The sequence below is a fragment of the Avibacterium sp. 21-586 genome (assembly GCF_026226775.1).
Classification (GTDB): Bacteria; Pseudomonadota; Gammaproteobacteria; order Enterobacterales; family Pasteurellaceae; genus Avibacterium.
On record NZ_JAKKOD010000002.1, the window covers coordinates 257,513 to 279,669 of the forward strand.

The following is a 22,157-nucleotide window of genomic DNA, read 5'->3' on the forward strand; positions in this document are numbered from 1 at the left end:
AAATAGTCCTAAAAATCAAAATGATAAAGTAGATCAAAGGCTTGATTGACACCGGAAACTGATTGTAAGTAAAGCTGTGGTAATAGTTTATAGCGCACAGTAAATTCTGCCAATCCGTCAAATAATCCAATGCCGTATTTGAGCTGTAATCGAGGCGTGATGTTACCACTTACCGTTACTTTTGAATTATCTCCAACGCCTTGAGTTCCCAAACTGAGATCTTGAATTCCAAATGCCTCACCAATACCGCCAACTAACTTACCGCTTTTCGCTAAGCCAATTCCGAGTAATGCTGCACCAATAGCACCTCCAGAACCGGCTTCACCACTATTCTCTAATGAACGACCTGTGAGCAAATAAGAAAGCGCCTCATCTTGTGAAGTGGCAGGATTAGAGAATACGGTAACCTGTGGTGATGTGGCCAAACCGATTACTTTCACTCCAGCAGTAATGTTGCTATTTTCCATCGCAGTTGGATTGCGAATTGCCTCGATATTAAGCATAGGTTGTGATGGTAAGCCTGAAAAGTTAATTTGCCCTTTGCGAATGAGTAAATCTTGTCCGTAGGCGGTATAACGTCCATTTTTTAGGTAAATTTGACCGAATAAACCTAGCTTGCCTTTATCTTGTTTTACTGAAAGCAAGCCGTCCAAGTTAGTATTTAAGCCATAAGCCTTGAGCGTGACATCATTCCCTATATTAATTTTAAGGTCAGAACGAATTTCCATTCCATTTTTTGTTCGGGCTTTTATTTCACCTTTCTTCACCCCAATTTTTGTTTTATCGGGGCCATCTAAAATTACCTCATCAGGACTAACTGTCACCGCGCTATCTGGTAATGCTTCGATAGCAATTCTTGCCCAAGGGATATCAACTGATCCTGATATTTCTAAAAGTTTAGGGCTAGCCACGAGTTCCACATTTGGGCTAATTTTTAATTTTGCCATTGATGGAATATTCATATTAAAGCGATCTGCTTGTGCTTTGATTCTGGTATTCCAGTTATCAATATCTTTCCAATTTGCCTCACCACTAATATCTAAACGACTTTCAGCGTTTCTTACATAGCCCAGCAAGGTAGAGCGATTGCCTGCAAAACGCATAGATAAATTACCGTCTTTGATGGTGAATGGCAGGGATTTCATTGTGGCACTTAAATGGTTGACATCAAAATTACCGTGAATAAGCGGTGCATTGAGATTGCCCCCTAAGGTAAGATTTGCTGCAATTTCACCATCGATTTTCTCGCCACTTGAAAGCAGTTGTTTGGCTAAATTGAGATTTAACCGCTGAATGTTAATGGTTCCCCCTAAGGTGCGAGATTTTGCCAAATCTTGCAATTTAAGTGCGGTGGTAATGCGACCATTTTCCATTAAATCAATGGCGGAATCCAAGTTTAGATTGTTGTTTTCCATTTGTGCTTTGATATCCACCTTCGGAATGGCAAGGTTGAAGGTGCGATAATCAATTTTTTTCGCCACAGATAAATGATTACCGGCTACCTGCACATTGAGTTTGAGCGGTTTATCACTAAACCACGCCACCGTACCCTGACTTTGTAATTGCCCTTTGATTTTCGTTTGGCTTTGTTCTTTATCCAATAATTTGTTGATTAAGGCTAAATCCAATTTACGCACTTGGAATGGCACTTCGCCGTTTTTCCCTGCGGTGAAATTTTTTGGGAAACATAATTCAATATCGCTATTTAACCAACAATGTGAGGAAATGCTTGCTTCCATTTTATTTTGATTGTAATTTACTGCAATGCCTTGATTAGTTTGCCATTTTCCCACCGGTGATTGAATATCCACGCCGCTAATTTGCCCTTTCCAGATTTGTGAAGTGCGGTCAAAATTTCCCGCAATTTTGAGATTAGCCGCTACAGGTTTGCCTTGTGATTGCAGTTGTAACTGATGGTTTTTTTCATCGCCTGATAAAGCAAAGGTCGCTTGGCTAATTGCCACATCGGCATATTTCAACCCCGTTACATTGGCGTTTAAATCACCGCTAATGATTTTCTGCGAGCGAATATCCCCTTTAACGGCGAATTTATTCAGCTGTAATTGTTGGAAACGAATATTGTTACCGCTTAAATCCACATTTAAATTAGGTTCACGAATATCTCCTTTCAATTTGACATAACCAAATAGAGTAGCGGAAAGTTCAGGCAGTAAACCACGCAAGTTTGGCGCGTGAATATCAAGGGATAAATCTGATTGTTGACCGATTCCCCCTTGCATTGCAATGCGGTTTTCACCGTAATTGAGCAACAGATTTGGTATTTGTAGCCATTTGTTGTTATCTGCACTGAGTTTACCTTTTAGGCTTAATGGCTGGCGAGAAAGCGAACCGTTAATGTCTAAATCGGGAACGTTAATGGTCCAATTTTGTCCATCAACTTGTCCTTGCGAGCTGAAATGACCAGACAGCACCGCGGGCATTGAAGGCAAATATTGAGTGATATTTAATTGTGAAAAATCTACCGCACTTTGCCATTGCATGCCTTTTTGCCAGTTTACTTCACCGCTTAAATTAGCCTTGCCTTGTAAGGTGTTAAGCTCAAATTGTGTAATGTTCGCTTGCCAAAGTTTGCCGTTAATTTGGCTGCTAATTTGCGTTTTTGGTGTACTCATTCCAGAAACGTCGGCATTCAGTTGCACTTGGTAATCCAGCAAATCGCCTGTCAGATTGAGCGTTAAATTTTGCACTTTCAGCGGATCTTTTTCCTTTTTATCAAAAGGATATTGCAAACTTTTACTGGTTAGCTTGAGATCAAAGGGCGTTTTTTCTTGGTTAAGTGCTACGTTGCCCACCAGCTCTGCATTAATATCCCCTTTGCTTTGTAGATGAAGTTGTGTTTTCCCACGTAATTTGCCTGAAAGTTGTAGGCTCAGATCGCCTTGTGGAATATTCAATGGCGCATAGCCTTTGAGTTGACTGTTAAGCTCAAAATCAAGGGGAAAATCATCGTCCAGCTGCATTGAGCCTTGCCCTGCTAGCGTTCCCAATGAACTGGCGATATTCAGGTTGTGCAGTTGCACTTGATTGCCTGTGGCATCCGCTTTGATTTGCAAAGCGGATACCTCAATTTGCTGTGTAGGGACAGGTATTGTTTCACTTTTCTCAGCCTTATTTTGTGCATTATCTTGTGTCTCATTTTTGCGGCTGAAATGCTGTTGATATTGCCAGTTTTTGCCTTGAATATCGGTAATATGGAGATCAAAAGGCAGCTCGATTTTGTCTAAATTACCGAGCAGTGCTGGGGTAAGGTGTTGTTCTAACTGTTGCCAATCAATGGCTTGCCCAGCTGGTTGAGCCGGTTTGCTTTCCGTTTTTTGTGTGGTTTTTTCTTCTTCTGGTGTGCCGTAAGTTTGTACTAACAAATCATTAATCTGCGTTGGCTCAAGGGTAAAACCGCTTTCATTGTTTAGGCTAAGTGCGGTGGAAAAATGGGCTAAATTAATCTGCGTTTGATCGATGGTTAAAGCTAAATCCTGCACTTCCACATTATCTGCTTGCACCGCCACAGGCAGATGAATTTTCTTCATCGAACTAGGATCTTTGTCCTTTTCTTGTGAAGGTGGAAGCAGTGAAGTGTCGATATGAATTTGCGGTTTTTGAATGCTCAGATCTTGTAGGCAAACTTTGGCTTGTAGCAAGCAAGATAAATCCAGTCGCAAATGAGCTTGCGGAATTGTCGTATCGACGCCTTCGGACTGAAATTTAACATTATGCAGGGTTAATCCGTTTTGCAAACCACCTTCTACCTGCTCAATAGAAAGGCTATCCATGAGTTTATCAACAAGTTGAATCAAACCACGCTGACCTTGATTAGTGGCAAGGGTGGCGAGCAAGGCAAAAACTGGCAAAAAAATCACCGCACTTATGCATAGCAACTTTTTCCATAACGGGCGTTTTTTCTTTAAGCTAGGGGATTGTTCCGCCTGATTTTCAGCGCCTTGGTTTTCTATACTTTGGTTTTCTGTACCATGCTTTTCCATATTTGGGGTGGATTGCGCTTCTTTTGTCATTTTTTTGCCTATAATTCCGAGCCTAAACCAATGTAAAACTGTACGTTTTTGCTGTTGTCTTTATCGCGAATTGGGGTGGCAATATCAAGTTTCAGTGCGCCGATGGGAGAGGCCCAACGTACCCCCATTCCTGCGCCATAGCGTAGTTCTTTTAAATTGAAACTATTCGCTGCAAGCCCTGTATCAGCAAAGGTGGCAAGCCACCAATTTTCATAGACTTGGTATTGATATTCTAGAGTACCCGTGGCAAGACGGGTAGCCCCAACTAATTTTCCTTCCGCATTTTTAGGGGAGATTTTTTTATAGCCATAGCCCCTAATGCTGCGATCACCGCCCGCAAAGAAACGAAGTGCGGGTGGAATTTTTTCTAAATTTTTAGTTTGTAACCAACCGAACTCTCCGCGTATTAAGAAGCGGTGATTATCGGCAAAAGTACGAATCCATGCTGTTGAACCTTGCACTTTGAAAAAATTTGCATCAGAAAGCCAGATTTTATGCCCGAAATCCACCGTTAAACGTTGTGCATCGCCCCAAGTTGGGAATAAACCACCTCTTAAACGTGTACGGCTAATAGACGCAGTGGGATAAACCAACCAAGTGCGATCAGAATGATTAGCTTGGGTGAAAGAATCATAGCGTACCCGTAAACCTAAAGCATGCCGCCAGCCTGACACGCGATTCCAATAGCGTAACGCTGCAAAAGTGCCAGAGGCTGTTTCCGTGTCGTTCGTTTTTTCGCGTTCGTAACCAGTAGAAAACTCGTAATAATAGCGTAATGGGTTTTTCAATAAAGGCATTTTATACACCGCTTCCACTGTTTGTTTTGGCGCAGAAGCATAAAGATTAAAACGGAAACTATGCCCACGGCTATTAATCCAAGGTTTTATCCAACTCCATTGAAAGCGCGGGCCAACATCGGTGGAATAACCTATCCCCACGTCCATTGCATTTTTTTTACGGGGTGTGAGTAATACTGTAACATCTACAATTTTGTTTTCTTCATCAAGATGAGGTTGCACTAACACTGAATTAAACCAATTGGTAGCGGTATAATCATTGGTAAAACGCGAGAGATCATCAATTAAATAAGGTTGCCCTTCTTTAATTTCCATCATATTACGCAAGTAATCTTCACGAATTTGTGAGCGCTCAAAGGTAAATTTGCCAAAGCGATAACGTTCGCCACTATCAAAAATAATTTTCCACCATCCTTGGTAAGTGGAGGGTCGAACCAATAATTGGGAAACATTAAAATCGGCATCAAAATAGCCTCTTGCTAGCGCCAAAGATTGAAGATCACTTTTATAGTCATCATATTTAGAGTGATACAGCAACTCCCCAAGTTTCGGTAATCTTTTATCTAAGGTTTTGAACGTATCGTCATCTTTCGCTTGACCAAGTATTTGAATATCCATTCCTGTCAGCAAAACAGGTTTACCCGCATTGACATCCGCGATGAGTACAGGGCGTTTACCTCCTTTGGCAGGTTGCAGGGTGAAATTAATTTTAATGTTGTAATAACCATAAACACGTAAGGCTTTCTTGATTTCTTCGCTCACAATATATTGATGACGATCCGAACCGTCGGATTCTTCAGGATCGATCATTTTGGTGTAAATGTCCACGTTTTCAATGGCTTTTACCCCTTTTACCCCAATCACTTTAAGATCCACGGTATGTTCAGCATAAACATTTAAACTAGTTAAAACAGCGGTCGCAAGTAAACTGAGTGCACTGAGTAAATGGCGTTTTTTTGACTGTAATAATTTCATAATGTTCCCCAATAATCTCGCTCTAGTTTACGTTTTAGTGGCGCCCTGCGCAAATATTCCTGCGGTAAAGTGCGGTGAAATTTTTCGTTATTTTTATAATCTGGTTTATGAATGGACTAAATGGCGTTTGCGAATGCCTAAAAGTAACAGCGCACCACCATAAATTACCGCTGCAACAGCAATCAGCCACACTAGCCAGTGAATACGCTGAACAAACGCCATTTGTTGCCACTGGATTAAACTTGGACAATAGTGCCAAACTACTGCCCCCATTGCCAGCCCCGCGATGAAAATTTTGGCAAAAAATACCGCACTTTGTTTGCTAAAGTGATAGACATTTGCTTGCACCAGTCCACGGTAGAGCAAATAGGCGTTTAAGGTGGCAGACATCGCCGAAGCAATGGCAAGCCCCACATAGCTAAAAGGAATGGCAAGCAGGTTGAATGCCATATTGCTCACCATTGCGATAATACCGATTTTCACTGGTGTTTTGGTATCTTGACGAGCGTAATAGCCGTTGGCGAGAATTTTGATCAGCATAAAACTAAGCAAGCCCATATTAAATGCCCACAAAGAATAAGATGCCGCTTGCACATCAGAAAATAAAAATTCGCCACGCATAAAGAGCACTAGCAACATTGGTTGGGCAAGCACGCCAATGCCGATCATCGCTGGCACGCCGAGTAATAAAATCATTCGCACGCCCCAATCCATTGTGTTACGAAAATCCACCGCACTTTGTTCAGCATTATCTGTGCGATTAACGTGGTGGCGTGCAAGTGTGGGTAAGATCACAGTAGAAATCGCAATACCAAATAAACCAAGGGGAAATTCGAGCAAACGATCAGAATAATAAAGCCAGCTGATCGAGCCTGTCATTAAGAAGCTGGCAATAAAGGTATCAAGTAGTAAATTGATTTGGCTTACAGAAACCCCAAATAACGCAGGGATCATCAGTGTACGGATTTTTTTTACCCCTTCATCATTCCACGCCCATTTTGGTTTCACCAATAAGCCAGCTTGCTTTAAGAAAGGTAATTGAAATAAAAATTGCAACCAGCCACCAATGAAGATCCCAATAGCAAGGGCAAGATCAGGGCTTGATGTGTATGGCGCAAGGAAAAGTGCGGCGCAAATCATCGCAATATTGAGTAACACGGGCGAAAATGCCATCACGCCAAATTTCCCTAAGGTGTTTAAAATTGCTCCTGATAAGGCAACAAAGGTGATAAACCATAAATAAGGAAAGGTGATTTTGAGTAACAGTGAAGCTTGCTCAAACTTCACACCATTTACTCCATCATTAAGCCAATCAATAAACCAGCCCGTGCCAAAAATGGCGACGACCACTGGTGAGAAAATCATCGCAAAGGCGGTCACGATAGTGACTAATCCGCCTAATGTCCCCGAAACTTTGCTGATAAATTGCTGGGTTTTGTTGAGATCACCAGCTTTTTGGTATTCTGCTAACACGGGTACAAAGGCTTGGGAAAATGCCCCTTCAGCAAATAAACGGCGTAAAAAATTAGGAATACGGTTAGCAAACAAGAACACATCAGCACTTAATCCTGCCCCGATGATTTGTGCGATAATTACATCACGCACGAGTCCAAGTACGCGTGATAATAAAGTCATTGCACTGACAATAATGCCAGATTTTAATAATCGTTTACTCAAAATAGCTTTCTCATCAAGAAAAATTTGGCTTAATTGTATAGAAATTTTGTTTTTAAGCTATATTCTAGGCAAAAAAACTGATAAAATTCGCCCACATCGTTTGGGTGGGCTACATTGAAAGCCGCATTTTCAGCGAACGATGCAGACTTTCGGTTGTGTCTCACCGAGTAATCAAGCTAAATTTTGCTAATTGTTTGTTGACAATTATGGAACGGAAAGGCATAGTTTACGCCTTTATTTATCTCATAAACTAACAGAAATTTTTAGGAGTTTGACCTTGGCTAATATCAAGTCAGCTAAAAAACGTGCGGTTCAATCAGAAAAACGCCGCCAACACAATGCAAGCCAACGCTCTATGATGCGTACTTACATTAAAAAAGTTTACGCCGCTGTAGCAGCAGGTGAGAAAGCTGTGGCTGAAGCCGCTTTTGTAGAAATGCAAAAAGTTGTGGATCGTATGGCATCTAAAGGCTTAATCCACAAAAACAAAGCAGCGAACCACAAATCTAAATTATCTGCTCAAATCAAAAAATTAGCGTAATTTAAGATTAAAAAATTCAGAAAAATAAAACCGCACTTTTTAAAGTGCGGTTTTTTTTATCATATCTATTGACGATTTGATTTTTATAACGCCTTCGCCAACAACGTGATCGGATGTAGGCAGGTAAGGCTGGTAGACATATCAATTTGCCATTTGCAGGTTTCGCACTCTGAAATCACAAAATCAAATTGGCCTTCTTCAATATGCTCAAACAAGGTTTTGCCAATGGCTTGGGAAACCTCATAGTTTTCAGCTTTAAAGCCATAAGTCCCAGCAATACCACAACATTGGCTTGGGAGCATTACCACCTCTAAATCAGGAATCCGTTTTAGTAGCGCAAGTGTATAAGGCGCCCAACCTGCTTTATCAACGTGGCAGGCGGTGTGATACGCCACTTTTAACGGCATTGATTTAAACTGCGGTGAATTTTGGCGTTGGATTAGCTGGTATAAATATTTGGTTACAATATTGATATGCGGACGCACTTTGGCGTTATCCATACCTAAAATATGATGATATTCATCACGTAAATTCATTGTGCAGCTAGAAGAGGTGCCAACCACATCAAGCTCTTGGTTAAGAATGGTATTTTCTAGTTGAGCAAGGTTAAATTCGGCAAGTTGTCTGGCACGTTTTGGAAATCCGTTCACGCTTAATGGCAAACCGCAACATTTTTCTTTTTCTAGCAACATTACGCCAATATCTAAGGCGTTGAAAACTTTAATTAAATCCTTACCGAGCTGTGGATTATTATAATTTACATAACAACCGTGATAGTACGCCACTTTGTCTTTGTAATAACACTGACGCTCAAGGGCATTATTTTTATACCATTGACGGAATGACCTGAAGGAATATTTCGGCAGGCTGCGATGCTGGCTGACTTGTAAGGTTTTTTCCAGCAGGAATTTTGTGGCTTTCAAGCCTGTAATCGTGTTCACCACTGGGGCAAAAGGCGTATTGAGTTTGCCCATTATGTCGGTGTTACTTAGCACCGCATCACGCAATTTATGAATAAGCGATTTTTTCTGCTCTTTCAAATGGTTATTGCGCGCACGAACGATCAAATCACCAATTTTTACATCAGAAGGGCAAGCCACTTCACAACGTTTGCAGTTGGTGCAATATTTCAGTGCTTCATCATAAAATGCGGTGCTTTTTAGACGAAAGCGTTCCCCGTCTGGGCCAGCTTGTTTTGGGCCGGGATAGAGTGGGTTTTGTTTTGATACCGGACAAACTGCCGTGCAAGCTGTACATTTTATGCAGCTTTCAAAACTGTTATCCACATATTGGTGGCTGGGTGGCAAGGTGGCATTTTGTTTTGCGTTTTCAATTAATTGTTGAATGTTCATTATTTGCCCCCTGCAAGAATCTGTTCTGCCACGGTGAGCGCGGTAATTACCGCCACACCAGAGCTACAACCGAGCTCTAAATTATTGTAGCCACCAATGACCGAGCCTACGGCGTATAAATTGGTTAAAATCTCACCGCACTTTTGTACTTGGCATTTTGCGTTAATTTTTACCCCTACACTTTGATAAGGCTGTGGTGCGGAGAAACGATCTTTCGTCCAAGAAAGGCGCTTGTCATTGTCAAAATCGCCATAGCCGATAATATCCAAATCAAAAATCGGTTCTAAAATGCGATCGAAATCGGCCACAATACCCGAGCTAAAATAATGCCCTGAAGCCAGCACAAAATGCTCGGCATAAAGCGCATCATCTTGATGTAATTGCGTGTAAAGGGCTTTCACTTGGTGATCGACAATTTCTGCACGCAAGGCTTTGTCACCATTGAGCAGCACACCGCCTAATTTCTCAAATTCTGTTTTTAAGGCTTTGCGCTGACGCATTCCCAATAAAGACGGTGGCAAGGTAGGTAGTTCGTATAAATTCAGCCCTGTTGCTTGTTTTAGGCTATTGAAAAAGTGCTGATCATCTATGCCAAAACAAGCCGGTAAAAACACCGCACTTGCACCATTTGCGGCTTGTTTGATTTCTTGAGCCAATTCACTAAAGGCCAGCTTATGCTCTAACATTTGGGAAATATTGACGCTACGAAATTCCCGTGCGTTGTTGCGCAGTTGGTCTAGCTGTGGAATATGCAGGTAGCCGATGTTGATTTCGCAATGGGCAAATTGCGGATTTTGTTTTAGGTTATCCGCCAATAATTGTGGTTGGAAATCGTGATAGCCTTCAATACCTAGCACTGCAATGCGTTTATGGGGAAATTCAGCTTGTGATAAAGGTAAGGTCGGCACGCTGTTGGCAGATAGCCAGGTACGGCGCAAGCCACCCAGTGGGGTAACTCGGAAGTGATTTTCCTTGCTTGAACCAACCAGATCCAGATTGAGCGATTGGGTCAATTGCTCAAAGCGTTCGGCCTTGGCTAGCACCTGTTCTTTGCCTAACAATGTATAAGGGTGGTGCGGCAGCAGTTTGGTAAAGTGCGGGTAAATTTCAGCGAAATTTTCCACCGCACTTTTTTCCACCGCACTTCCTTCGGGAAGCTGACTAAGTAAATCTAATGAGCCAGAGGAAAAATCCATTGCCGCTTGCCCATTATTGACAATAGCGCACTGTTTGCCTTGCTGTTGCAGTGCAATGGCACAGGTTAAGCCTGCTAAGCCACCGCCGATAATAATTACATCAAATTTCATTGCTATCTGTCCCCTGTGTGGCTTGTTCATCAAGTGGTTTAACATCATTCAAACCGAGTAAACTGTAATAAATCCAGCTGGTAAATTCTGCTTCGCGCACTGCTTCTCCCCAAGCAATAGGCTGAATGCCACGCCAACGTTCTTCCATAAAAGAAGCCAGTTGCGTGGTGGATTGGCGTGGTGTGGCAACATTAAAACGTGCCATTAAGCCCGCTGCACGACAGGCGCAAAGTTCCGCTTGGCAGGTTCCCATTCCTACACGGGTACGGCGGCGTAAATCCACCAAATTATTCACTTTGAGTTCATCAACGGCATAACGAATTTCCCCTGCGCTCACCGCTTCACATTCACAAACCAAGGAACGATCTAAGCGTTCTTGATCGAGCAATTTGGTGGCGCGCTGGCCGTGGCGATATACCGCAGAAATTTTAATTGGTGTTGGCAGTGAAATAATTTGTTTGTAGGTTTCTTCTTGTGTTGCGCCTGACCCCGGTAAAGGTTGACTCGCGGTAGTGCAAGTGGCGGATTTATTGAGTTTTTTGCACACCAAGTCCGTTGCCCATTCCGCCATTAGGCGATAGGTCATTAATTTGCCGCCTGTAATGGTTACGAAGCCCTCTAAGCCATCACGTTGTGCGTGATCGAGCAATACAATGCCACGGCTCACGTTGCGCCCTGAAGGATCGTCATCAGTGGCAACCAGTGGGCGCACCCCTGCATAAGCACGCAGCACACGGGTATGGCGTAGGGAGGGGGCGAGTTTTTCCCCTTCACGGAACAAAATATCCACTTCTTCAGGCGTTACCACCATATTATCAATTTGATCATAAGGAATACGACTTGAGGTTGTACCGATCACGCAAATGGTATCCCCCGGTACGAGAATATCCGCGTCAGCAGGTTTACGGCAGCGGTTAATCACCAGATTATTAATGCGGTGTCCCATAATTAACAATGCTCCTTTAGCCGGGAACATTCGGATTTTCAGATCGGCATATTCGGCAATGCCTTGCCCCCAAATCCCGCCCGCATTCACCACAACAGGGGCAAAAAACAAACGTTCGACTTTATTTTTATGATCGTAAACTTTCGTCCCAATCACGCGATCACCTTCACGGATTAGCCCTTTTACTTCGCAATAGGTGAAAATTTTTGCACCACGTTCGCTGGCATCAAGCATATTGGCGGAAGTAAGACGGAAAGGATCGATCGAACCATCAGGCACGACCACCGCCCCCACTAAATTTGGATTGACCGAAGGCTCTAAGCGTTTGGCTAAATCAGGCTCAATCGCCACCGCTTCAATGCCAGCATTATCGCAAGCGGTAAGAAAGGTTTTTTGATAGGCCAAATCATCTTCAGGCAGCGTGATAAATAGCCCTTTGGTGTCTTCAATACAATGGCGCGCGATATTTTTTAAAATGAGATTTTCTTGGATACATTCGCGCGCAGATTCTTCATCATTCACCGCATAACGCGCGCCACTATGCAACAACCCGTGGTTACGCCCTGTTGCCCCTGTAGCAATATCACGGCGTTCCAACAACACACAATTAATGCCACGCAACGCACAATCGCGAGCAATCCCCGCGCCCGTTGCACCGCCGCCAATAATAATCACATCTGTATTAATAGGTAAAAAGTCCTGTGCATTTTGATAAAAGTGCGGTGATTTTTTCATCGCTTTTCCCCACATTAAATGTGTAAACAAAAAGATAAAATTAATAGCTTTATCATACGATAAATGTTCGTTTTAGAAAATAAAATGAGCGAGTTTGTATTAAATTATGTGAGGTAGATCACTATTTGTCCACCATTGAAAAATTTTTGTTATTTTTTTGTGATAAATATCACATCTTAAACTTTATCTTCTTTTCGTTTTTTATTTTCTCGCTATGATATGTTGGAAATGTTCGTAAAAGAGCGTCTTTCATCTATAAAAAATAACAATTTGGAGAATTTCTATGTTTGGACCGTTTAAACCAGCTTCTCATATTGCGGAGCTGCCAAAAGAGAAAATCGATCCCACTTATCAACGCTTACGCTGGCAAGTATTTATGGGAATTTTCTTTGGTTATGCTGCTTATTACTTTGTGCGTAGTAATTTTGACTTAGCACAAAAAGGCTTAATCGAAGCAGGAATGTACACAAAAACTGAATTAGGGGTAATTGGTATTGCGCCTGGCTTAGCATACGGCTTATCTAAATTCTTTATGGCAGCAATTTCTGACCGATCTAACCCAAAAATGTTTTTACCTTTTGGCTTGGCGTTGTCTGGGTTGTGTATGACATTAATGGGACTTGTGCCTTGGGCGACCTCAGGCATTCTTATTATGTTTGTGATGTTATTCCTTAATGGCTGGTTCCAAGGTATGGGCTGGCCACCGTGTGGACGCACAATGGTGCATTGGTGGTCGAAAAAAGAGAGAGGTACGATTGTTTCGATCTGGAATACCGCTCACAACCTTGGAGGAATGGTACCTGCATTGTTGGTTGGTTTAGCAAGCACAATTTATGCTGCAAATCACCCTGAAGTGGCTAAAGTTACCTTCGGACACGTTTGGCAAGAAGCGCTTTATTATCCGGGCATTGCCGCAATGGTCGCCTCTGTCATTATCTTTTTCGTGATGAAAGATACACCACAATCTTGCGGTTTACCACCAATTGAAAAATACAAAAATGATTATCCCGAGGATTATGATGAAAAAACCTACGAACATAATCTTAGCACGAAAGACATTTTTGTGACTTATGTATTAAAAAATCGCTTATTGTGGTATATCGCTATCGCAAACGTATTTGTTTATTTGATTCGTTACGGCGTGTTGAAATGGTCACCTGTGTATCTAGGTGAAGTGAAACATTTCAATATTAAAGCTACCGCTTCTGCCTATGCAATTTATGAGTTTGCCGCTATTCCGGGCACGTTATTATGTGGTTGGGTATCGGATAAACTATTTAAAGGTAAACGTGGTTTAACCGGTTTTATCTTTATGGTGTTAGTCACAATTGCGGTGGTGATGTTGTGGCTCAATCCAGCAACGCCAGAGGCTGAACTTGCACATTATGCTCAATTACCGTGGTATGAAAATCCTTATCAATTAATGGATTTCATTATGATGACCACTATTGGTTTCTTAATTTATGGCCCAGTAATGTTGATAGGCTTACACGCCCTTGAACTTGCACCGAAAAAAGCAGCAGGTACATCAGCAGGCTTTACAGGTTTATTTGGTTATTTAGGTGGCACCGTAGCAGCAAGTGCAGTTATCGGCTGGGCGGCAGACAAATTTGGCTGGGACGGCGGTTTCTATGTGATGATCGGCGGCGCAGTATTAGCTTGTGTATTAATGCTAATCACAATGGTTGAAGAAGCTAAACATAAGGCAAAAATTGCTAAAGAAGATCGTTACGGTAACTAATTAAATATGAAAAAGGGCGGATAAAAATTCGCCTTTTTTATTGGACGCTATCAGAGTGTAAAAAACAGACACAGAAATATAAGTGTTTGATTGCAAAATAATATTGCATTACATCGTGTTGCCGCATTATTTGCACTGTCTTCAGCTTATGACCTTGTCTTATTTTAAACTGTAGTAAAATAAAGGAAAATTAAATATGAAAATGAACAAAAAGTTTAAATCTCATTTTTTATCTGGGTTAGTTGCACTTTCTGCATTGGCGGGCAGTGTCACGTTTAATCTAGCTCTTGCTGATAATATGAATAATACAAAATTAGTTATTGCACACCGTGGTGCAAGTGGTTACTTACCCGAACACACCTTAGAATCAAAAGCGTTAGCATTTGGTATGAAAGCGGATTACTTAGAGCAAGATCTGGTGATGACCAAAGATAACCATCTTATCGTTATTCACGACCATTTCTTAGATGGATTAACCGATGTTGCAGAAAAATTCCCTCAACGCCACCGTAAAGATGGCAAATATTATGTGATGGATTTCACACTAGATGAAATCAAAAGCCTTAATATGACGGAAAACTTCAAAACTGAAAATGGTAAACAAGTACAAGTTTATCCAAACCGTTTTCCTATGTGGAAATCTAACTTTAAAATTCATACCTTTGAAGAAGAAATTGAATTTATTCAAGGTTTAGAAAAATCTACTGGGAAAAAAATTGGTATTTATCCTGAAATTAAAGCCCCTTGGTTACATCATCAAGAAGGGAAAGATATCGCCAAAGCAACACTGCAAGTATTGAAAAAATATGGCTATACCAACAAACAATCACCTGTCTATCTACAAACTTTTGATTTTAATGAATTAAAACGCATTAAAAATGAGTTATTGCCAGAGTTAGGAATGGATCTGAAATTAGTTCAGCTTATTGCTTATACTGATTGGCACGAAACGGAAGAAAAAAATCCGCAAGGCGAGTGGGTAAACTATGATTATGGTTGGATGTTCAAAGAGGGGGCAATGGCAGAAGTGGCAAAATATGCTGACGGCGTAGGGCCAGGTTGGTATATGTTGATCGATGAAAACAATTCGACCAAAGACAAAGTGGTTTACACCCCACTTGTGCAAGAATTGAAAAAATACAATATGGAACTGCACCCTTACACGGTACGCAAAGATGCCTTACCTGCATTTTTTACTAACGTAAACCAAATGTACGATGCCTTATTAAACCAAGCCGGCGCAACAGGTATTTTCACGGATTTCCCTGATACGGCAGTTGAGTTTTTAGCTAAATAGTTTTATTTAGGTAATAAAAAACCCTACTTGCGTAGGGTTTTTTATCATCAACAATCTTATTTTGTGCTTGGAATGTTGAAACGTTTGTTGAAGCGTTCAACACGACCACCAGTATCAACAACACGCTGTTTACCAGTGTAGAATGGGTGGCAGTTGCTGCACACATCCAAGTTCAAATCTTTACCTAAAGTTGAACGCGTTTTGATTACGTTACCGCAAGAACAAGTTGCAGTAATTTCTTTATATTCTGGGTGAATACCTTGTTGCATAGAAAACCTCAATTTGAAGCCACTCCGCTCTCTAAAACTGAATTTAGCACCGAGTGTGGTTAATATTACGCTTATAACACATCGCCATAAGCAGGATCTTTCATTTAAGCTTGTAGATTATACCGAAAAAAAAGGAATATTCAAGGGGCGAGATTATTCCGCTATAATAAGGCAATTTTTATTTGTTAAGGTTCGCATAATGAAACTTGTTCGTGTGGCGCTGGCTGTGCCGCTGTTCCAATTTTTTGATTATCTTCTGCCCGAAGGCTTAAGTCCTGTGCTGGGGGGGCGAGTGGTGGTGCCATTTGGAACGCAAAAACGAGTAGGGATCGCGGTGGCTTTTCCTACTGAAAGTGAAATTGAGCCACAACAGCTCAAAGGGATCTTAGGCGTGCTAGATGAACAAAATTTATTTAACGAACCTGTGTGGCGCTTAATACACTGGGCGGCAAATTATTACCAAGCCCCTTTGGGGGAAACCTTATTTCAAGCCTTGCCAGTGAAATTGCGACAGGGCGAAAGTGCGGTGCAAAATGCACAAGTTTTTTTCCAGATCACAGAATTTGGTGAGCAAGCCTTGCGTGAGAATTGGCTGAAACGTGCGAAGAAACAGCAAGAAGCCTTGCAATTATTGGCAAAACAGCCAGTGGAAAAAGGGCAGAATCCCTTTGCAGCGAGCATCTGGCACAACCTGAAAGAAAAAGGCTATATGGTGGAAAAAGAACAGCTAGCGGAAATTCGCCCTTGGCAAGATATTGAACAGCCGATTGTGAATGAGCAAAATAAACATCGCTTAAATAAAGAACAGGCGTTGGCACTAGGGCAAATTTTATTTCATCAAGGCTTTGCAGCGTGGTTGATTGATGGCGTAACGGGGTCGGGCAAAACGGAAATCTATTTACAAAGTATTGAAGAAACCTTGAAAAAAGGGCGACAAGTGCTGGTGCTAGTGCCTGAAATTGGCTTAACCCCACAAACCGTGCAACGTTTCAAGGCGCGTTTTAATGTGGAGATTGATGTTCTGCACTCTAATTTGAACGATATGCAACGCTTGCAGGCTTGGAAACGGGCAAAATCGGGGCAAAGTGCGGTGGTCATTGGCACCAGATCGGCGCTCTTTACTCAATTTGCTGATCTTGGTTTGATCGTGATTGATGAAGAACACGACAGTTCCTTTAAGCAGCAAGAGGGGTGGCGTTATCACGCGCGGGATCTGGCAGTGGTGTATGCCAAACAGCTAGATATTCCCATTTTATTAGGATCGGCAACGCCAAGCCTTGAGAGCTTAAATAACGTGAAATTGGGCAAATACCAGCACATTATTTTGCAAAAAAGAGCAGGAAATAGCACCGCACTTCAACAGTTTGTCATTGATCTGAAACATCAGCGTATGCAAAATGGCTTGTCAGATGCCCTTGCCAACAAAATGCAGGAACATTTACAGCAAGGCAATCAAGTGTTGCTGTTTTTAAATCGCCGTGGTTTTGCACCTGTACTGTTCTGCCACGAATGCGGTTGGGTTGCTGAATGTCAGCATTGTGAAAAACCTTATACTTATCATCAACATCAACGGGTGTTGCGCTGCCATCATTGTAACTCACAAAAGCCCATTCCAATGCAATGTGGGCATTGTGGTTCAACCCATTTGATGACCACAGGGCTTGGCACAGAACAGTTGGAAGAAACCCTAAACCAACGCTTCCCTGATTATGTGGTAACCCGTATTGATCGCGATAGCACCGCGCGCAAAGGCAAACTAGAACAGCATTTGCAAGATATTCAGCAAGGCAAAAGCCAGATTTTAATTGGCACGCAAATGCTCGCAAAAGGCCATCATTTTCCTAATGTTACCTTAGTGGGCTTAATGAATGTGGATAACGCCTTGTTTTCTCTGGATTTTCGTGCAGAAGAACGACTTGCTCAGCTTTATGTGCAAGTGTCAGGGCGCGCGGGGCGTGGTGAAAAACACGGGCAAGTGGTGCTGCAAACGCACTATCCCGATCATCCCTTATTACGTACCTTGTTAAAAGATGGCTATGGCGAATTTGCTCAGCAAGCTTTGCAGTTACGCCAACAAATGGGGCTGCCACCTTATAGCGCACAAGCCTTATTTCGCGCGCAGAGCCGACATAGCGAAGAAGCTGAACAGTTTTTACAACACATTGCCGAACAGCTACAACAACAAAATGTTGCAGGCTTGCAAATTTACGGCCCATTGCCAGCACCTTTTAGTAAAAAAGCAGGGTTTTACCGCTGGCAATTATTGTTACAACATGCTTCCAAAGCGAAATTACAACAAGTGTTAAACCTATTTAAACAGCATATTCCGCAAAAGGCTCACCAAGTGCGGTGGATTTTAGATGTCGATCCGTTAGATTTAAGTTAAAACTCGCTAGCCATTGCTCCTATTTTTCAGTAGAATTGCGGTTATTTTTTATTACGGTTGGGGATAATTGTTAAATTCTCCACTGGTTAAGCAAATTTATCCTGAATTTTAACCGCACTTTTAATGGAAACTAGGTGTTATTGTGGCTAAACGTGATTATGTTTCTCGCCGATCTGGCGCAACAAATAAGAAAGCAAAGAAAGTCAATAAATCAGTAATTTTAACGATTGTGGCGTTAGTGATTGCCATTTTTGCTGGTGGATTATATCTTCTTAAACAAAAATCTAACCAAATTGCACCGGTGGTGCCAACACCAGAGAAAAAGGCCCCGAAAAGTGTTTTGCCAACCCCACCGGAAGAAGTGTGGAGTTATATTAAAGCCTTGGAAACTCGTACAGTACCAGTGGACGATAATCCAAAATCTTTAGAAAAAAATATGCGTCTAACAGAAGAGCAGAAAAAAGTGCTTATTGAAATGGAGAAAGAGCAAAAAGCTGCCGAAGCCGCACGCTTAAAACAGGCAGAAGAACGTAAGAAAGCAGAAGAGCTGGCAGCTAAAGAAGCGTTAAAGAAACCTGAACCAGCTAAAGTAACCGTGGTGGAAAGTAAGCCTGCAGTGGTGGAAACAAAACCAGTTTCGAAAGTAAAAGAAGAAAGCAAAAAAGTAGAAGCACCGAAGAAAGTGGAAACGGTGGTGACGAAAAATACCAGCGGAGAGAAAAAATATGGTTTGCAATGTGGTGCATTTAAAAATCGTCAGCAGGCTGAAAATGTGCAAGCGAAGCTGATTATGTCGGGCTTTAATGCGCGTGTCAATGCAAGTGCTGACTGGAATCGAGTAGTCATAGGGCCAATTGGCGATCGTGCGACAACGGTTAAATCCCTTGAGAAAGCTAAAGCTATAACACCTTGTGTGTTGGTGGGAATGTAATTCATATTAGTCAATTGAATTGTAACGAAAGCCATCTTGCCATCTCGCAGATGGCTTTTTTGATGAGAAATGAAAATAGTAATAATCTTTGTCTAGCTTGAGTGATCGCTTAAAGAAAATGAGCACATGTTGCTCATTAGTGTATAAATTGTAGTGTCATAGTAAAACTCCATTAAATATGGCTCACTAGCCACATGACATACTCATCAGGTTACCGGCAAATGATACAAGCGACGCTTGAAAGTGGTGCAGGTTTTCGAACGCTGGTATATGTAGTTTTATAGCGATTTCTAATGGTTTTTACTGTATACTGTAGTGGTGCAACAATTAAAGTGCTATTTTAGTAGCGCATAAGTCAGACCTTTTTATTATTCAAGTTAAGATTGTGGATTATTTTTGAAATACTAAGCTATGTTTACGCTTTAACCGTGCCTGTTGTGCTAATGTGTTATCAATAAAAAGTAGTCAGACACGTTGTGTGACTCATTTCAGAATTAAAAGAACGCATAGGGTTTCGATAGAACGTAGTTTATTGAATTACAAAGAAAAAAGTGCGGTAAAAAGACCGCACTTTTTCGTTTTGGTGACTAAGTTACATATTTGTCACAATTTCTTCAGCAAATTCAGACGTGGAACATAATTTTGCGCCTTCTAACATTTCTGCAAAATCGAAAGTAACAGTTTTGTTTTCAATAGCTTTGGCAACCGCATTTACCACTAAATCGGCGGCTTCTGTCCAGCCTAAATGGCGTAACATCATTTCACCGCTTAGGATTAATGAACCTGGGTTGCCTTTGTTTTGCCCTGCGATTTTGGGTGCTGTGCCGTGGGTAGCTTCAAAAATTGCTGCTTCTGCACCGATATTTGCCCCCGGTGAGATACCAATCCCGCCCACTTGTGCGGCAAGGGCATCGGAAATGTAGTCGCCGTTTAGGTTGAGCGTGGCGATAACATCGTAATCGGCTGGGTGGAGCAACACTTCTTGCAAGAACGCATCGGCAATGGAATCTTTGATGATAATTTCACGTCCTGTTTTTGGATTCGTCAGTTTCATCCACGGGCCTTCATCAATGAGGGTTGCGCCAAATTCTTTCGCCACGTCATAACCCCATTCTTTAAACGCCCCCTCAGTGAATTTCATAATGTTGCCTTTATGCACAAGGGTGAGAGATTTTCTATCATTATCAATGACATATTGCAAAGCCGCGCGCACTAAACGCTGTGTACCTTGTTTTGAAACAGGTTTGATACCAATACCACAATCTTGTGGGAAACGAATTTTATTCACGCCCATTTCTTGTTGCAAGAATTGGATCACTTTGTCCGCTTCAGGCGAGCCAGCTTTCCATTCCACGCCGGCGTAAATATCTTCTGAATTTTCACGGAAAATTACCATATTCACTTTTTCAGGGTGCTTCACAGGGCTTGGCGTGCCGCTGTAATAACGAATTGGGCGTAAACAGTTGTAAAGATCCAAGCCTTGACGCATTGCTACGTTTAGTGAGCGAATACCACCACCTACGGGAGTCATCAAAGGGCCTTTGATGGCCACGTGATATTCTTTAATAAAATCAAGGGTTTCTGCTGGTAGCCAAGTGTTTTCACCATAAACTTCATTGGCTTTGCCACCGGCATAGATTTCTAGCCAAGAAATTTTGCGTTTGCCTTGATAGGCTTTTTCCACGGCAGCATCGATGACGCGCTGCATTGCAGGCGTTACATCCACGCCAATGCCATCGCCTTCAATAAACGGAATGATCGGATTATCTGGCACCATTAATGCGCCCTGTGCATCTAAACGAATTTTTTCACCTTGTGGGATTACAACGGCGGATTGGGTTTGGCTCATTGGATTTCTCCTTTATGCTTGATGTTGTGTTATAGTGGACGAATAGTAAGCAAATTGAAATTGCGCTTTTAGATTTTTATTCACTGATTCACATAACATATATGAAGGCTAAATTTCTTTCAAGCCGTAATCATCAAGAACGGCAAAATTTACATAAAAAAACGGTTCAGCATTTTGCGCGTAAAAAAACAAGTACACCGAATTTCGCCCAAACCAAAGTGGTGCTGTTTAATAAGCCCTTTGATGTACTGACCCAATTTAGCGATGAAAAAGGGCGACGAACCCTGAAAGATTTTATTCCCGTTACGCATATCTACCCTGCAGGGCGTTTAGATCGTGATAGTGAGGGGCTGTTAATTCTTACTAACAACGGTGAAATTCAGCATCGCTTGGCCGATCCTAAATACAAAACGGAGAAAACCTATTTCGTGCAAGTGGAGGGGGAGCCAATGGAGAGCGAGCTTGAACCATTGCGTCAAGGCGTAATGTTAAAAGATGGCAAAACTTTGCCAGCGAAAGTGCGGTTGATTCCTGCACCAAATTTTTTATGGCAACGCAATCCCCCTATTCGCGAACGAAAAAATATCCCCACAAGCTGGCTGGAAATTAAAATTCGTGAAGGCAAAAACCGCCAAGTTCGCCGAATGACCGCGCATATTGGCTTTCCCACTTTGCGTTTAATTCGTGCCAAAATGGCAGGGTTTAGTGTGGAAAATTTGTCATTAGGGCAGTATTATCAACTCAATAATCAAGAACTAGAAGCGCTTTATCAACGGTTAAAATTAAGGAAATCGAATGCATAGACCTTATATTACAATGGCGTGCGTCGTGCATTGCCAAGGCAAATTTTTATTTGTCAAAGAATTTGAATACGGCAAAATGACCTTAAACCAACCAGCTGGGCATTTAGAGCAAAACGAAACGATCCTTGAGGGGGCAATACGAGAATTACGTGAAGAAACAGGGATTGACGCAACACCAAGTAAGCTGATTAAAATCTACCAATGGCACGCGCCACGTAGCCAAAAAGATTATTTACGCTTTGTGTTTGCTGTAGAGCTTGCGGAACCATTGCTCATTCGTCCAAATGATCCTGATATAGTAGGCGGTTTATGGCTCACTCCTGCAGAATTTCAGCATTATATCCAGCAACAAGGACAGGCAGAACGCAACCCACTCGTCAGCCAAGCCCTGCAAGATTATTTAAATGGTGAAGGGGTGAGTTTAGATGTATTGAAGGTGTTTGAATAAAAAGTGGTGAAATTTACACCGCACTTTATGTTAGGCAAAAATAAAGCCCGAATGATTTGAGCTTTACTTTAT

15 protein-coding genes are annotated in these 22,157 nt (G+C 41.9%); 7 read left to right on the forward strand and 8 right to left on the reverse strand.

Annotation, left to right across the window (positions count from 1 at the left end):
- Window positions 1-8 precede the first annotated feature (8 nt).
- From tamB to murJ, 3 genes are all read right to left on the reverse strand, one after another.
- Window positions 9-4,031, reverse strand: coding sequence for an autotransporter assembly complex protein TamB (tamB, locus tag L5B71_RS08905; RefSeq protein ID WP_442780746.1), 4,023 nt, complete (start codon window positions 4,029-4,031; stop codon window positions 9-11).
- 8 nt (window positions 4,032-4,039) lie between these two features.
- Window positions 4,040-5,803, reverse strand: coding sequence for an autotransporter assembly complex protein TamA (gene tamA / locus L5B71_RS08910; protein ID WP_265758037.1), 1,764 nt, complete (start codon window positions 5,801-5,803; stop codon window positions 4,040-4,042).
- Window positions 5,804-5,908: 105 nt separating this feature from the next.
- Window positions 5,909-7,480: a murein biosynthesis integral membrane protein MurJ gene (gene murJ / locus L5B71_RS08915; RefSeq protein WP_265758038.1), complete on the reverse strand. Its 1,572-nt coding sequence runs from the start codon at window positions 7,478-7,480 to the stop codon at window positions 5,909-5,911.
- A 277-nt stretch (window positions 7,481-7,757) separates the two neighbouring features.
- Between murJ and rpsT the strand changes: the two genes are divergently transcribed.
- Entirely contained in the window at window positions 7,758-8,021 is a 264-nt protein-coding gene (gene rpsT, locus L5B71_RS08920) for a 30S ribosomal protein S20 (RefSeq protein ID WP_017805402.1), read from the forward strand.
- Between the two features lie 83 nt (window positions 8,022-8,104).
- Here the strand turns inward: rpsT and glpC are convergent, their stop codons facing one another.
- Genes glpC through glpA form a run of 3 tightly spaced genes read right to left on the reverse strand, consistent with a single transcriptional unit; the run spans window position 8,105 to window position 12,361 of the window.
- Window positions 8,105-9,373 (reverse strand): anaerobic glycerol-3-phosphate dehydrogenase subunit GlpC, encoded by a 1,269-nt coding sequence (gene glpC, locus L5B71_RS08925; protein ID WP_265758039.1) that lies wholly within the window; start codon window positions 9,371-9,373, stop codon window positions 8,105-8,107.
- A complete protein-coding gene (gene glpB / locus L5B71_RS08930) occupies window positions 9,373-10,680 on the reverse strand; it encodes a glycerol-3-phosphate dehydrogenase subunit GlpB (protein WP_265758040.1) in 1,308 nt (435 codons plus the stop codon). Before glpB ends, glpC begins: the two co-directional genes overlap by 1 nt.
- Window positions 10,670-12,361, reverse strand: coding sequence for an anaerobic glycerol-3-phosphate dehydrogenase subunit A (glpA, locus tag L5B71_RS08935; RefSeq protein WP_265758041.1), 1,692 nt, complete (start codon window positions 12,359-12,361; stop codon window positions 10,670-10,672). The genes glpB and glpA overlap by 11 nt, the downstream gene beginning before the upstream one ends.
- Window positions 12,362-12,644: 283 nt before the next feature.
- On the opposite strand from glpA, the gene glpT reads away from it, so the two are divergent.
- Together glpT and glpQ are read left to right on the forward strand one after the other, a co-directional pair.
- Complete coding sequence (gene glpT, locus L5B71_RS08940; protein ID WP_265758042.1) at window positions 12,645-14,102, forward strand: glycerol-3-phosphate transporter; 1,458 nt, start codon at window positions 12,645-12,647, stop codon at window positions 14,100-14,102.
- A gap of 202 nt (window positions 14,103-14,304) precedes the next feature.
- Window positions 14,305-15,399, forward strand: a complete 1,095-nt coding sequence (gene glpQ, locus L5B71_RS08945; RefSeq protein WP_265758352.1) for a glycerophosphodiester phosphodiesterase — start codon at window positions 14,305-14,307, stop codon at window positions 15,397-15,399.
- Between the two features lie 56 nt (window positions 15,400-15,455).
- Here glpQ and rpmE read toward each other — a convergent pair whose 3' ends face one another.
- On the reverse strand, window positions 15,456-15,668 hold the full coding sequence (gene rpmE / locus L5B71_RS08950) for a 50S ribosomal protein L31 (RefSeq protein ID WP_265758043.1): 213 nt from the start codon (window positions 15,666-15,668) through the stop codon (window positions 15,456-15,458).
- Between the two features lie 199 nt (window positions 15,669-15,867).
- Between rpmE and priA the strand changes: the two genes are divergently transcribed.
- Together priA and ftsN are read left to right on the forward strand one after the other, a co-directional pair.
- Window positions 15,868-18,054: a primosomal protein N' gene (priA, locus tag L5B71_RS08955; RefSeq protein WP_265758045.1), complete on the forward strand. Its 2,187-nt coding sequence runs from the start codon at window positions 15,868-15,870 to the stop codon at window positions 18,052-18,054.
- 142 nt (window positions 18,055-18,196) lie between these two features.
- Complete coding sequence (gene ftsN, locus L5B71_RS08960) at window positions 18,197-18,985, forward strand: cell division protein FtsN (RefSeq protein ID WP_265758046.1); 789 nt, start codon at window positions 18,197-18,199, stop codon at window positions 18,983-18,985.
- Window positions 18,986-19,577: 592 nt separating this feature from the next.
- Here the strand turns inward: ftsN and icd are convergent.
- Window positions 19,578-20,834: an NADP-dependent isocitrate dehydrogenase gene (icd, locus tag L5B71_RS08965; RefSeq protein WP_265758047.1), complete on the reverse strand. Its 1,257-nt coding sequence runs from the start codon at window positions 20,832-20,834 to the stop codon at window positions 19,578-19,580.
- 101 nt (window positions 20,835-20,935) lie between these two features.
- Between icd and L5B71_RS08970 the strand changes: the two genes are divergently transcribed.
- Together L5B71_RS08970 and L5B71_RS08975 are read left to right on the forward strand one after the other, a co-directional pair.
- Window positions 20,936-21,637 (forward strand): pseudouridine synthase, encoded by a 702-nt coding sequence (locus tag L5B71_RS08970; protein WP_265758048.1) that lies wholly within the window; start codon window positions 20,936-20,938, stop codon window positions 21,635-21,637.
- Complete coding sequence (locus L5B71_RS08975; RefSeq protein WP_265758049.1) at window positions 21,630-22,085, forward strand: NUDIX domain-containing protein; 456 nt, start codon at window positions 21,630-21,632, stop codon at window positions 22,083-22,085. The genes L5B71_RS08970 and L5B71_RS08975 overlap by 8 nt, the downstream gene beginning before the upstream one ends.
- Window positions 22,086-22,157 lie beyond the last annotated feature (72 nt).